Genomic DNA, 12,756 nt, shown 5'->3' with positions numbered 1-12,756 from the left:
CTGCGCCATGAGCCTTGTTCCACTGAATAACGCTGAACGTTATTCTTTAAATACCTGCCTGATCAGGCATCAAGCAGCCTGGTCGGCGATGCGGCCAAGGGATTCGTCCTTGCCCAGAACCACCAGCACATCATAGATGCCGGGCGAGGTGCCACGGCCCGTCAGAGCGGCGCGCAAGGGCTGCGCCACCTTGCCAAGCTTGAGGTTTTCGGCTTCCGCAAAGGCCTTGACGATGGCCTCCGTGCTCTCCAGTGACCAGGTGCCGTCGGCCTCGAGCTGCGGCAGAAGGCGGGCGAGGATCGACTTGCCTTCAGCGTCCAGAATGGTGCCGGCTTTCTCGTCGAGGTCAATTGGCCGCACCCGCCAAAGGTATGATGCGCTTTCGGTGAGTTCCACCAGCGTTTTGGCGCGTTCCTTGAGGCCGGGCAGGGCCGCCAGCACCTTGGCTTCGTTGCCGGGAGCGGCCATCCAGTCGAGAATGGCAGCGCCGCCCTCGTTATGGGCAATGCAGGCCTTCCAGTGCACCAGCAGGTCCGCATCGGCGGTGGCGCGCATGTAATGGCCGTTGAGGTTTTCCAGCTTCTTGAAGTCGAAGCGGGCCGGCGAACGGCCGATGGACTCAAGGCCGAACCAGGAAATCATGTCTTCGGTGGACATGATCTCGTCGTCGCCATGGCTCCAGCCGAGGCGGGCGAGATAGTTGCGCATGGCGGCGGGCAGATAGCCCATGGCGCGGTAGGCTTCCGCCCCCAGCGCGCCGTGGCGCTTGGAGAGCTTGGCGCCATCCGGACCATGAATCAGCGGGATATGCGACATGCTGGGCACGTCCCAGCCCATGGCCTGATAGATCAGGGTCTGGCGGGCGGCATTGGTGAGGTGGTCGTCACCACGAATGATATGGGTGATGCCCATGTCGTGGTCGTCCACCACCACGGCCAGCATGTAGGTCGGCACGCCGTCCGAGCGCATCAGCACGAGATCATCGAGATCCTTGTTCGGGAAGGTGATGCGGCCCTGCACCTGATCGTCGACGATGGTCTCGCCCTCAAGCGGTGCGCGCAGGCGGATGGCCGGGGCAACGCCAGCCGGTGCCTCTGAGGCGTCGCGGTCGCGCCATGTGCCGTCATAGCGCGGCGGGCGGCCTTCGGCGCGGGCCTTCTCGCGCATCTCTTCCAGTTCCTGCGGCGAGCAATAGCAGCGGTAGGCGGTGCCGCGGGCCAGCATTTCTTCCACCACTTCCTGATGGCGCTTGACGCGGCCGAACTGGGACACGGGCTCGCCGTCCCAGTCGAGGCCGAGCCAGGTCAGGCCGTCGAGCAGCGCGTCCACGGCTTCCTTGGTGGAACGGGCGCGGTCGGTGTCCTCGATGCGCAGCAGCATCTTGCCGCCGTGGCGCTTGGCAAAGAGCCAGTTGAAGAGAGCCGTGCGGGCGCCGCCAATATGAAGGTAGCCGGTCGGGGAAGGCGCAAAGCGCGTGACGATCTGGTCAGCCATGGTCAGGATGTTGTTTCTCTGTCAGAGTGAGATGATGCCGGTCAGAACCGGAATCCGGTTGCTGGCTCTTTAGCACAGGCGCGCGGCCCGGCAAATGTCCGGGGTGCAGCGAATGGACAAAGGGTATGAGCAAGGCCGGTGAGGCGCACCGGCAGTGTGGGGCGGGTTGGCGTTTGGCGTATGAAGCAGGGGCCGCAGGGCCATGGCCGATGCAGGGCTGACAGGCTCTGCAACAGATGACAGGGCGCCGCCGCCGCGCCGCTCGTTTTCCATTCCTGACTGGTTTTACCGGCATGGTGAGCGCCTGTGGCGCAAGCGGCCGCATACGCCGGATGCCGGACTGCTGAAACCGGCTGCAGCGGTCAGCCGCAAGGCCCCGCGTGATCTTGCCCCCGTGCTGCAGGCCTTTGCCTTCTGCGGTGGCGTTGCACTTTATTTTTCCCTCCCGCGTGAGCCCAATGCCTGGGTGCTGATGGCGCTTGCGGTTGTCTCCCTGGGCTTCGCCCTCTGGGCGCATTGGCGCGGGCGGCTTCATGCCGTAGCGCTGGTTCTGGCCTTGGCGCTGGCTGGGGCAGCGGCAGGGGCCATGCGCACGGTCAGCATTGCTGCGCCCGTGCTGATGGGGCCGGTTTCAGCAGAGATTTCCGGCCACGTTTCAGGCATCGCCGGAGCAGGCGCATCCCGGCAGGTGACGGTTGATGTGGCGCACTGGTCGCGCCGGGGTGAACCGCCTGCGCGGGTTCGGCTGGTGCTGCGGCAGGCGCAGAAGCTTGCCATCGGCGATGCCATCAAGGTGAGGGCCCGGCTGGTGCCGCCCTCGGGCCCGGTGAGGCCGGGCGGCTATGACTTTGCCTTCCGCGCCTATTATGACCGGATCGGCGCCACCGGCTTTGTGCTGGGCGCGCCGGAGATGATCGGCCTGCCGCCGCCGGGGCTCCGGCTCATGGCGCTTCGGCAGATCGAGGCCGTGCGGGCGGGCCTTGTCGAAGGCATTCGCACCGCCCTTGGCGAGGGTGACCGTGCAGCATTGGCGGCGGCACTGCTGGTGGGTGATCGAAGCCTTATTCCCGATGAAACGGTTGAGGATCTGCGCGAGGCCGGGCTGGCGCATGTGCTGTCGATTTCCGGCCTGCACATGGCGCTCTTTGCAGGCGGCGTCTATGCGGCGGCGCTGGCGCTGCTGGCCGCTTTTCCGCCGGTTGCCCTGCGCCTGCCCATCCACAAGATCGCCGCCTGTGTGGCGCTGGCCACGGCCACGGCCTATCTGCTGCTGTCGGGCGCCAGTGTGCCGACGCAGCGCTCCTATCTGATGATCGCGCTGGTGTTTCTGGGGCTTCTGACCGGGCGGCGCGGCCTCAGCCTGCGCAGCCTGTCGCTGGTGGCGCTGGCACTGCTGATCATCGCGCCGGAGGACCTCTATAACCCCGGTTTCCAGATGTCCTTTGCCGCCGTGCTGTGTCTTGTCGCCGTCTATGACGACTGGTCCCGCCGTCCGGCCACGAAGATGAATGCGGCACGGCGGGCGGGCCTCTCGCCCTTCCGCCGCATCCTTTCATCTGTAGCGTTATGGGCTGGCGGGCTGGCGGTGACCTCGCTTGTGGCTGGTGTGGCGACGGGTGTGATTGGTGCCTATCACTTTGACCGGGTCTCGCCCTACGGGCTGCTCGGCAACCTGCTGGCCATGCCTGCCGTCTCCTTCATCGTCATGCCTGCCGGAGTGCTGGCCTTCCTGCTGCTGCCCTTTGGCCTTGCGGATCTGCCGCTGGCGGTGATGGCCTGGGGTATCGACCTGATGCTGGCCTCGGCCAGTTTCACCGCCTCGCTCAGTGATACGGACGGGGTGACCGGGCAGATGCCAGCCCTTGCGGCAGTGATGCTCACGGCCTCTGTCTTCATGCTGCTGCTGGCGAGCGGGCGCTGGCGGGTCCTTGCGGCGGTGCCGCTCGGGATTGGCATTGTCTCACTGATGCTCTTCCGCCCGCCGGATGTGCTTGTCGCTGACCGGGGCATGCTGGTGGCCCTGCGCGATGCCTCAGGAGATTTGCGTGTCACGGCCTCCAAGGTCGGCTTTGTTGCGGAGACCTGGCTGCGGGGCGATGGGGTGCCGCCGATGGCCTTCGAGGCCCGCCGCCTGCTGCCGCGGGACATGGCCTGTGATCCGTCCGGCTGCGTGGTCGAGGCCTATCCGCTGCCTTCGGAAGAAGGGGCTGGGGTGGCTCCACTTCGCGTGGCTCTCAGCCGCAGCTTGGAAGCGCTGGAGGAGGATTGCCGTCTTGCGGATATGGTCATCAGCAGCTTCACCCTGCCGAGTCCTTGCGCAAAGGCGCTGGCCATCGGCGGGCCGGAGCGCACGGAGAAAGGCGCGCTCGCCCTCTGGCTGGAAGTGGTGGAGGGCAGGGTGGTGATCACGCACCTGCAATGGGCCCGCCCCGTCCGCACCCGCCCGTGGCACGGGGTGCCGTGAGGGGGGAGCGTCCACGTGCTTTTCTCTCAAGCTTCATCCTGGGACGAACGAAGAGAGGATCCGGGACAGTGGCCAGCTTCAGCACTGCGCTTCAATCTCAACGCTCTGCAAGCGAGTGGTTCCCGGATCTCCGCTTTGCTGCGTCCGGGACGACGCGGAGCGTGTAGCAGATCTGTGCTTTTGCCTCGGCCTCGTGAAGGCCGCAGCCGCTGATGACGGCTTTGTCGTCAGGTACCGTGTCACCCCGGCCAAGCGCAGCGCGAGCCGGGGCCTACTCGCTCGCAGAGAGGTGCTTTGTCTTGAGCCGTGAGGCAGGGTTTTCTCTTTCGCCAGCCTCTGTGCGGCTTCAGTCCCAAAGCTCTGCGAATGAGCGTACCCCAGACTTCCGCTTCGCTTCGGCCCGGGATGACGATGGAGAGGAAAGCAAGTGGGCTGGCCTCACTGCTGCCGGGGCAGAGCGGCTTTGTCCGCGTGCGGGGAGAAGATGGCGGAGGCGGTCCAGTGCGGCTGCTCGCCGCTGAAAAGCTCCAGGAAGCTGATGGCAAGATCCGGGTCTTCGAGGATGTTTTCCCGGAAGGACCACCAGGTGCGCAGGTCCGAAAGCTCCGGCACTTCATGCGGCTCGGTGTGGAACTCCTGCGCCAGAACGGCAGCCCGCACGGCTAGGCAATAGGTGACATAGGCGTGGCCTTCCGGCCAGAAGACGGCCGGGGCACCGCCGCCCGACGGGGCAGGTGCGTCCGGTGCCGTCCCGCCGCGCCGGGCCGTCAGCGGGCCAAAATGCAGAAGCTCGCGCAGCATCAGGCCGGCGGCGAAGGTGACATAACCGCGCCGGTCTGCATCTGCCTTGTGCTTCTGCGCTTCAAAGGCGCGGTACCAGCTCATGAAGGCGGTGGTCAGCTTGCCGTCATCCACGGTGAAGGGCTGGCCGGTCTCGACCGTCAGGCCGGAGGCATGCTCGTGGAAGGAAGCGATGAACCAGCGCAGGCGGCGGATTGCCTTGCGCACCGGCATGCGGGAGTTCTCGAAGCTGGCAAGCGGGCCGCTCATGTCAGATCCTCTCGGCCAGTTGTTGCAGCAGGCTGCCCAGCGCCTCGCGGTCGCGGAAGGCGCCCGCAATTGCGTCCTTGCTGCTGTCGCAGAGCAGCAGGGCGATGCGCAGCAGTTCATGCTCGCCCGAGAGACTGCCCGGCGTTCCGGAGCGCTCTGCCAGCAGCCAGACCACAAGCGCGGTCATGGCAAGGCGCAGGCGCGCCGGTTCCATGCCGCTGTCCGGCACGGCCGCGGAGACGATGCCGGGAGCGGGGCTGATGAAACTGTGCCGGTCGAGCCCCTGCACAAGCGCTGCGGCACGGGCCGGGCTGTCGAAACTTTCATCCAGCGCCTCGTGCCAGCAGAGCGCGGCCACCGTCTCGCTGACGAGAAGGGTGGAAAGACCGGCCTCGGCGAGGAAGACCGCGCCACCCCAGGCGAGCGCGCCGGCCACATCGGCGGGAGCGGCAGGGCCGCCTTGCAGCGCAAGGCTGGCCCGCTGCAGGGAAACAGCATCCGGCGTGCGCACACGCAGGCGGCCGATCTTTTCACCGGCAACGTCCTCGACAATGCGGTTCAGCGAGGCGCGGATCTCGCGCGGCAGCAGGCTGAGGGCCGGTTCGATGAGCGACTTCGGCACCGGTGCCTTCTGGCGCAGGCCGCGCAGGATGTCCCTGAGCGGCAGGGCAAGTTCCTCAGGCCCCGGAACGGGCGGGTGCTTCATGGCGCAACTCCTGATCTTCCGCCCAAGTATAGGGGCGCAGCGCCGTGTTTGCCATAAACCTCAAGGTCGCATCGAGATCTTTCACAACAGCCTGCGAGCCGAGGCCCATGGCATTCTGGGCCGAGCTTGCCTGTCCCATGCGCACGCAGTCCTCGATGGGCAGGCCGAGATGCAGTCCGGTGGCAAAGCCGGCATTGAAACAGTCGCCGCAGCCGCAGGTGCACACAACGTCGATCGCGTAGGCCGGAAGATCGAAGGCGAGGCCCTTGCGGTCCCGGTACATGGCGCCCAGCGCGCCGAGGGTCAGGATGACGGCCCCGGTGCCCTGATCGAGCAGGAACTTGGCAATGTCCTCGAAATCCTCCAGTCCGGACAGGGCGCGGGCCTCCTCTTCGGAGGGCATGAAATAATCCGTGTGCTCCAGCAGCGGCCTGACCAGCGGCAGGTCGTCGCGGGTGGAGGCGAAAACGTCGAGCGTGGTGGTGACGCCGCGGCGCCTGGCTTCCGCCATCAGCTCCGCATTGCGGCCCTTGTCCATCCGGTCCATCAGGCCGACGCCGCCCACATGCAGGATCTTCGTGTCGAGCACGGTTTCCGCCTGCGCGTCGTCCACATAGAAGCCCGCCGTGGCCCCGCGCTTGTGCAGGGCGGGGCGGGCGCCATCTGGCCTCGTGGTGACGATGGAGGCTGAGGTGGAAAAGCCCTCGCAGCGCTGCATCAGGCTGGTGTCGACGCCGAAGCGGCCGAGTTTCATCAGCACCCAGTCGCCCATGTCGTCCTGGCCGACACCGCCCACGGCCCGCACCTTCAGCCCGTGCTTGGCCGCAACGATGGCGGCGCTGCCGGCCGCGCCGGAAACGGCCAGCGTGAAGTCCTCGACAAACAGGGTGCCGCCGCCCGCCGGAAGCTCGTTCACCGGGCGGCAGAGGGCGTCAAATGTGTAGAAGCCCATGGATGTGTAATCTGCCCGCATGGCCCACCTCACCGCAGCCGCTGACCGCTGGCCGTGTCAAAGAAATACAGCCGCGACAGATCGAAGGCGATAGCCTGTGTCCGGTCGAGATCCGAGCGGTAGCTGCGGTCGGCCTTCACCTCGAACAGCAGGCTGCCGGGCTTCAGCGTCAGATAGGTGAGGTCGCCGGTCGGCTCCACGCCATAGACCGGCGCGCTCATGTGGCCGCCGCTGTCGGTGACGTGGCAGTCTTCCGGGCGCACGCCGAGGGTGACGTCCCCGCTGTGGGCAAGGCGCACGTCCGGGATGGAGATGCCGGGGGCGGAGAACGTTCCGTTCTCCAGCCGCCCCGGCACCAGGTTCATCGGGGGAGAGCCGATGAACCCTGCAACGAAGGTGTTGGCCGGGTCGTTGTAGATCTCGTCCGGCGTGCCGGTCTGCTGGATTGCGCCGTTCTGCATGATGACGATCCGGTCGGCCAGCGTCATGGCTTCGATCTGGTCATGGGTGACGTAGACGGTGGTGATGGCCAGCTGGCTCTGGATGTGCTTGATCTGCACGCGCATCGCCTGCCGCAGCTTGGCGTCGAGGTTCGACAGCGGCTCATCCATCAGGAACACTTGCGGCTGGCGCACGATGGCACGGGCAAGAGCTGCGCGCTGGCGCTGGCCGCCGGAGAGCGCGCCCGGCTTGCGGTCGAGATAGTCCGACAGCTCCACGAGGGCGGCGGCTTCCCGCACGCGCCGGTCATGTTCGGCCTTCGGCACGCCGCGCATGCGCAAGGGAAAGCGGATGTTCTCGTAGATGCTCATGTTGGGGTAGAGCGCATAGCCCTGGAACACCATGGCCACGTCCCGGTCGCGGGCGTCCACGGCATTCATCACCTCGCCATCCATGCGGATCTCGCCTTCGCTGGGGTCCTCCAGCCCGGCGATCATGCGCATGGTGGTGGTCTTGCCGCAGCCCGAGGGGCCGAGGAAGACGATGAATTCCTTGTCGGCGATGTCGATGTTCACATCGCGCACGCCCCAGAAGCTGCCCCAGGACTTCTGGATACCGGAGAGTTCGATACGTGCCATGGTGCTTATCCCTTGACCGCGCCCATCGTCAGCCCGCGCGAGAGATGCTTCTGGATGGCTGCGACCACCAGGAACACCGGAACGAACGCGAGGAAGGCGACGAGGGCAATTGCGTTGTAGATGACCCCGTCTGATCCGCCGGTGAAGTTGGCGAGCGCCACCGAGAGCGTATAGGCATCCTTGGTGGAGGCGATAAGAAGGGTGAAGAGGAATTCGTTGATCGCGAAAATGGCCGCGATGACGCCTGCGGTGATGATGCCTGGCAGGATGGCCGGGATGATGATCTCCCACAGGATGCGCAGGTCCGAGGCTCCGTCCGTGCGCGCCGCATCCTCCAGCTCTTTCGGGATGTCGAGCATGTAGGAGCGGATGATCCAGGTGACGACCGACAGGTTGACCGCCGCATAGATCAGCATCAGCGCCCAGACCGTGTTGAGCAGGCCCATCGTCTTGAAGAGGAAGAAGATCGGGATCGCCACGATGGCCGGAGCCATCATGCGGGTGGAGAGGATATAGAAGCCGATGTCCTCCCGGCCCTTGTAGCGGTAGCGGGCGAGGGAGAAGGCGGCCGGCACGGCCAGCACCAGATCGATGACGACGGACCCGGCAATCGCCAGCAGCGAGTTGCGCAGGTAATGGCCCATCGGCCAGTCGCGCCAGATCATGTGCCAGGCATCGAGGCTGAAGCTCGGCAGGTAGATCGGCTGGGGCGTGATGATCTCGGTCCGCGGGCGGAAGCCGATGGACAGGAACCAGAGCACGGGGGCGAGGCAGAACAGAGCCCAGGCCCCGAGGATGAGATAACGCAGGAAGAGCTTTTCGCCCTTGTTGCGGCGCTGCGAGGCCATGGCCTAGTCCCTCCCGGAGCGGAAGGCGCGCTTGACGGCAAGCTGCGCGATGATGACGGTGAGAACCAGCATGACCACCGAGGCTGCCGAGGCGTAGCCGAAGTTGAAGGTCTTGAAGCCGATCCGGTAGATGAAATAGCTGATCGTCTCCGTCGCGCCGCCGGGCGTGCCTTGCGTCATGATGAAGACGTTGGCGAACATGGTGGTGATGTCGATGCCGCGCAGGATCACCGCCACGGCGATCACGGGCCGCATCATTGGCAGTGAAATGTTCCAGAAGATCGCGCCCCAGCTTGCGCCATCGAGGCGGGCGGCCTCTTCCACTTCCTCGTCCTGCCCCTGAAGCGCGGCCACGAAGATGATGAAGAGGAATGGTGTCCACTGCCAGATATCGGCGACGATCAGCGTCAGGCGGGACAACCAGATCGAGGATGTCCAGGCGATGTGCCCGTCGATGAGGCCGATGCGCATGAGGAGGTCCGCAATGACGCGGCCATCCATGAAGGCGAGCTTCCAGATGAAGGCGACGGCCGAGGGCATGAACAGCATCGGCACCAGGAAGATGATGCGCCAGCCCTTGATCCACGGGTCACGGTAGGCGTGGAAGGCCAGCAGCAGCGCCAGCAGGCATTCGGCGATGAGGGCGATGCCGCCGATGATCGCGGTATTGGCGAGCGCTGCCCAGAACTCCCGGTCGCTCAGGAGATCCTGATAGTTCTCCAGCCCGACGAAATTCCAGGTGTTGAACTTCACATAGAAGAGAGACTGATAGATCGCATAGGCGCCCGGATAGAGCGTGATCGTCAGCAGGAAGCAGACGGCCGGAGCCACCAGCAGGTAGGGGAAAAGCTGGCGCATGCGCGGATTGCGGCGCCTGAAGGTACGGCCGGGCAGAGCCGGAGCGGCAGAAGCCGCCCCGGCTGCCGGCAGGTGGGTGCCGGTCATTGCAGGTCCTCAGAAGGGCAGAGCCTTGTCCTTGCCCACCCAGAGGCCGGGTGCGGCGGCGGCATAGTCGACCGGCGGCTTGCTGCCATAGAAGCCGTTGCGGTCCATGATCTTGCGGACGGCGGCCGCCGCATTGTCCAGAGCCTGTTTGCCGGAGATCTGGCCGGTCAGGGCGCGGTTGATCTCGTTGCCCATGGCCTGTTCCATCTCGAACATGCCGGGCAGGCGCGGGGCGCACCAGGCATAGTCGAGCGACTTGCTCCACACTTCCGCCGGCTGTGAGGCCACCTGAAGGTTCGGGTTGGTGAGAACCGACCGGTAGCCCGGCGCCACGCCATTGGCGTTGGCCTCGTTCATGGCCATGATCGAGGCGGTGGTGAGGAAGGCGAGCATCAGGAATGCGCCTTCCGCATTCTGGCTGTTTGCCGCCACGCAGGAGGTCGAGCCTGCGATATTGGGCGGTGCGAAATGACCGCCGGCAATGCGCGGCTCGTAGATGGTGACGAAATCATCGACGATCTGCGACTGGTCGGGGCGCATGGCCTGCGTGCCCGAATCCTGCCAGCTGATGTTGGTGGCGACCTGTCCGCCGAGCCATGCGGCGCGGTTTTCGCCCCAGCCTGCACCGGCAAAGCCTTCGATGGCGTTCTTGGACAGCGCAAGGATGATATCCATACCCTTGTTGCCCGCGTCGCCGTTGAAGATGGGTTCCCACTTGTCGTCAAAGAGCATCATGCCGGCCTGCGCCGCCACATGCTCCCATGTGTAGGTGGACCAGAAACCGCGCGCGCCCAGCATGCCGATACCGGCAACGCCCCGGGTCTTGTTGTTCAGTTCTGCCGACAGGCGGATCAGCTCGTCATAGGTCGGGACGGAGGTCCATCTGTCGATCGGGCCACCCAGAACCTCCTCGACCATCTTCTTGCGCAGATGCACCATCTGGATGTCGCAGTCGAACGGGATGCCGTACATGGTCCCGTTGAAATAGCCGTAGTTCAGGCGGTAGGTGTCGTAGAAGTCGTCGAGCGGCAGTTTCCACTTCTCGGCATAGTCGCCAAGCGGGGCGAGGAAGCCGGGAGCTGCGAAATCGCCCAGCCAGGGCGAGAAGAACTGCAGCGCATCGAAGGACGCATTGCCGGAGATGAACTCGGCGACGGCCTTGTCATAGAAGCTGTCATCGGGGATCGGCACCAGCTCCACCTTGATGCCGGAAAGGGCCTCGAACGGGTCGAGCCCCTCGGCGGCTGATTCCTGATCGGCAGCGCCAATGGCAAAGCGCACGGTCGTGCCGGCGAATTCCTTGCGCACCGCCTCCCAGTCGCAGGTTCGGATCCAGTCCTTTGCCGGGTCCCACAGTGGCTTGCTGTCGGACAGGCCATAGAGCTTCTGATAGTCGGCGCGGACGTATTTCGAGATGGAAATATCGTCCAGCACGCTCTGCGGATCGGGCAGGGCGCCCTGCGCCAGAAGGCGGCCGCTCCATGTGGTGCCGATCAGTGATGCGCCGGCGGCGGCAGTGCCTGCCTTCAGGAACGAACGGCGCGAAAGTTTTCCGGTGATACCCATCAAGTCTCCTCCCAGATGACGATGGCCATGATTTGCCGATGGCATTTCCGCGGCCCCGGTTGCGCAGAGGTTGCGCCGGGCAGGCGGTTCGTTGCCTGCGGAGATGGGCCGGAACATTTGAATGTTCTATAAAACAATTGTTCGCAATTTCGCACTTGTCAATCGGATTTGATGCAAAGTTGGATCTGAGGCGTTGTGCGGTGCGATGGGGTCTGTGAGCGATTGCAGTGACGAATGATTGAACAAGTTAGTTGACACAAGAACGAAAGTTCACAATGCTTGCGGCAACTCAACCCCACCAAGGCATATGAAATGGCTTCAAACGTCGCGCTTACAGGTCTCGCCCGCGATCTGGCCGCCAGGGCGCAGGCGGGCCGTCCGGTCCGCATCGGACTGATCGGGTCCGGCGAAATGGGCACGGATATCGTTACCCGCGCCTCCATGATGGATGGCGTCGAAGTGGCTGCGATTGCCGATATCAACCCGGCGGCCGCGCACAAGGCCGTGGAGATTGCCCGTCAGGAGCAGGGCCACAGCCAGGATGCTGGCACGGTGGACAAGCTGAATGCCGCCATCGAATCCGGCCGCACGGCGATTGCCGCGTCTTCGGACATCATTCTCGAATCGGGCCTCATCGACGTGGTGATCGACGCCACGGGCGTTCCGGCTGTCGGCGCGGAAATCGGCCTCAACGCCATGGAGCGCGGCAAGCATCTCATCATGATGAATGTCGAGGCAGACGTGACCATCGGCGCCTATCTGCGGCGCGAGGCGGACCGGCTGGGCGTCGTCTACAGCCTCGGGGCGGGCGATGAGCCGTCTTCCTGCATGGAACTGATCGAGTTCGTCTCCGCCATGGGCCACCGCATCGTCTGTGCGGGCAAGGGCAAGAACAACCCGCTCAACATCGACGCAACGCCGGATGCCTATGCGGCGGAAGCCAGGGCGCGCCACATGAATGCGCGCATGCTTGTGGAATTCGTCGATGGCTCCAAGACCATGGTGGAAATGGCCGCCATCGCCAATGCCACGGGCCTGATCCCGGACTGTGACGGCATGCATGGGCCCGCTGCCGGGCCGAAGGAACTGGCAACCACCCTCATTCCGCAGAAGGATGGCGGCGTGCTGTCCGGCATTGGCCGTGTGGACTTTTCCGTCGGCAAGGGGCTGGCGCCGGGCGTTTTCGTTGTTGCCGAAGCCGAGCATCCGCGCGTCTGGGAGCGGATGAAGGACCTGAAGATGGGCGACGGCCCGTATTTCAGCTTCATCCGGCCCTATCACCTGACCTCGCTGGAAGTGCCGCTGACCTGCGCCCGCGCCGTGCTTTACGGCAAGGCCGACATGATCCCGCTCGACAAGCCGGTGGCGGAAGTCTGCGCGGTGGCCAAGCGAGACCTGCAGCCGGGCGAGACGCTGGACCAGATCGGCGAATACACCTACCGCGCCTGGATCATGGAAGTCTCCCGCGCCCGTGCCGCCAAGGGCATTCCAGCCGGTCTGCTGACGGGGGCCAAGGTCACCCAGCCGATCCGCAAGGGCGAACTGATCACCAGCGACAACACCGCGCTTCCCGCCAACTCCCGCATTGCCGAACTGCGCCGCCGCCAGGATGCGATGGTGTACGGGCAAGAGCTGGCGCATGCCTGAGGACA

The 12,756-nt window shown here is 65.1% G+C and carries 10 protein-coding genes; 2 read left to right on the top strand and 8 right to left on the bottom strand.

From position 1 onward, the window contains the following. Positions 1–69: 69 nt before the first annotated feature. Positions 70–1,494 (bottom strand): glutamate--tRNA ligase, encoded by a 1,425-nt coding sequence (gene gltX, locus ACVNHC_RS12525; RefSeq protein ID WP_058899711.1) that lies wholly within the window; start codon positions 1,492–1,494, stop codon positions 70–72. Between the two features lie 202 nt (positions 1,495–1,696). On the opposite strand from gltX, the gene ACVNHC_RS12520 reads away from it, so the two are divergent. Next, on the top strand, positions 1,697–3,958 hold the full coding sequence (locus ACVNHC_RS12520) for a ComEC/Rec2 family competence protein (protein WP_457167468.1): 2,262 nt from the start codon (positions 1,697–1,699) through the stop codon (positions 3,956–3,958). Between the two features lie 438 nt (positions 3,959–4,396). On the opposite strand, the gene ACVNHC_RS12515 is transcribed toward ACVNHC_RS12520, so the two are convergent. The 7 genes from ACVNHC_RS12515 to ACVNHC_RS12485 are packed head-to-tail and all read right to left on the bottom strand — an operon-like array spanning position 4,397 to position 11,104. After that, positions 4,397–5,008, bottom strand: coding sequence for a hypothetical protein (locus ACVNHC_RS12515; RefSeq protein ID WP_457167467.1), 612 nt, complete (start codon positions 5,006–5,008; stop codon positions 4,397–4,399). A gap of 1 nt (position 5,009) precedes the next feature. Then, positions 5,010–5,714, bottom strand: a complete 705-nt coding sequence (locus ACVNHC_RS12510) for a hypothetical protein (RefSeq protein ID WP_119396637.1) — start codon at positions 5,712–5,714, stop codon at positions 5,010–5,012. Continuing rightward, positions 5,686–6,687 (bottom strand): carbohydrate kinase family protein, encoded by a 1,002-nt coding sequence (locus tag ACVNHC_RS12505; protein WP_457167466.1) that lies wholly within the window; start codon positions 6,685–6,687, stop codon positions 5,686–5,688. The genes ACVNHC_RS12510 and ACVNHC_RS12505 overlap by 29 nt, the downstream gene beginning before the upstream one ends. An 8-nt stretch (positions 6,688–6,695) precedes the next feature. After that, on the bottom strand, positions 6,696–7,745 hold the full coding sequence (locus ACVNHC_RS12500) for an ABC transporter ATP-binding protein (RefSeq protein ID WP_457167465.1): 1,050 nt from the start codon (positions 7,743–7,745) through the stop codon (positions 6,696–6,698). 5 nt (positions 7,746–7,750) lie between these two features. After that, positions 7,751–8,593 carry a carbohydrate ABC transporter permease gene (locus ACVNHC_RS12495; RefSeq protein ID WP_058899717.1) on the bottom strand — a complete coding sequence of 281 codons (843 nt, stop codon included), beginning with the start codon at positions 8,591–8,593 and terminating at the stop codon, positions 7,751–7,753. A 3-nt stretch (positions 8,594–8,596) separates the two neighbouring features. Beyond that, positions 8,597–9,538 (bottom strand): carbohydrate ABC transporter permease, encoded by a 942-nt coding sequence (locus tag ACVNHC_RS12490; RefSeq protein ID WP_050473230.1) that lies wholly within the window; start codon positions 9,536–9,538, stop codon positions 8,597–8,599. 9 nt (positions 9,539–9,547) lie between these two features. Next, positions 9,548–11,104: an extracellular solute-binding protein gene (locus ACVNHC_RS12485; protein WP_457167464.1), complete on the bottom strand. Its 1,557-nt coding sequence runs from the start codon at positions 11,102–11,104 to the stop codon at positions 9,548–9,550. A 312-nt stretch (positions 11,105–11,416) separates the two neighbouring features. On the opposite strand from ACVNHC_RS12485, the gene ACVNHC_RS12480 reads away from it, so the two are divergent. Next, complete coding sequence (locus ACVNHC_RS12480) at positions 11,417–12,751, top strand: NAD(P)H-dependent oxidoreductase (RefSeq protein ID WP_457167463.1); 1,335 nt, start codon at positions 11,417–11,419, stop codon at positions 12,749–12,751. The last annotated feature ends 5 nt before the right edge of the window (positions 12,752–12,756 follow it).

This window comes from Pannonibacter sp. Q-1 (genome assembly GCF_054073275.1).
Note: the sequence above shows the minus strand (reverse complement) of the source record. Positions and strands in the feature narration are given on the sequence as shown.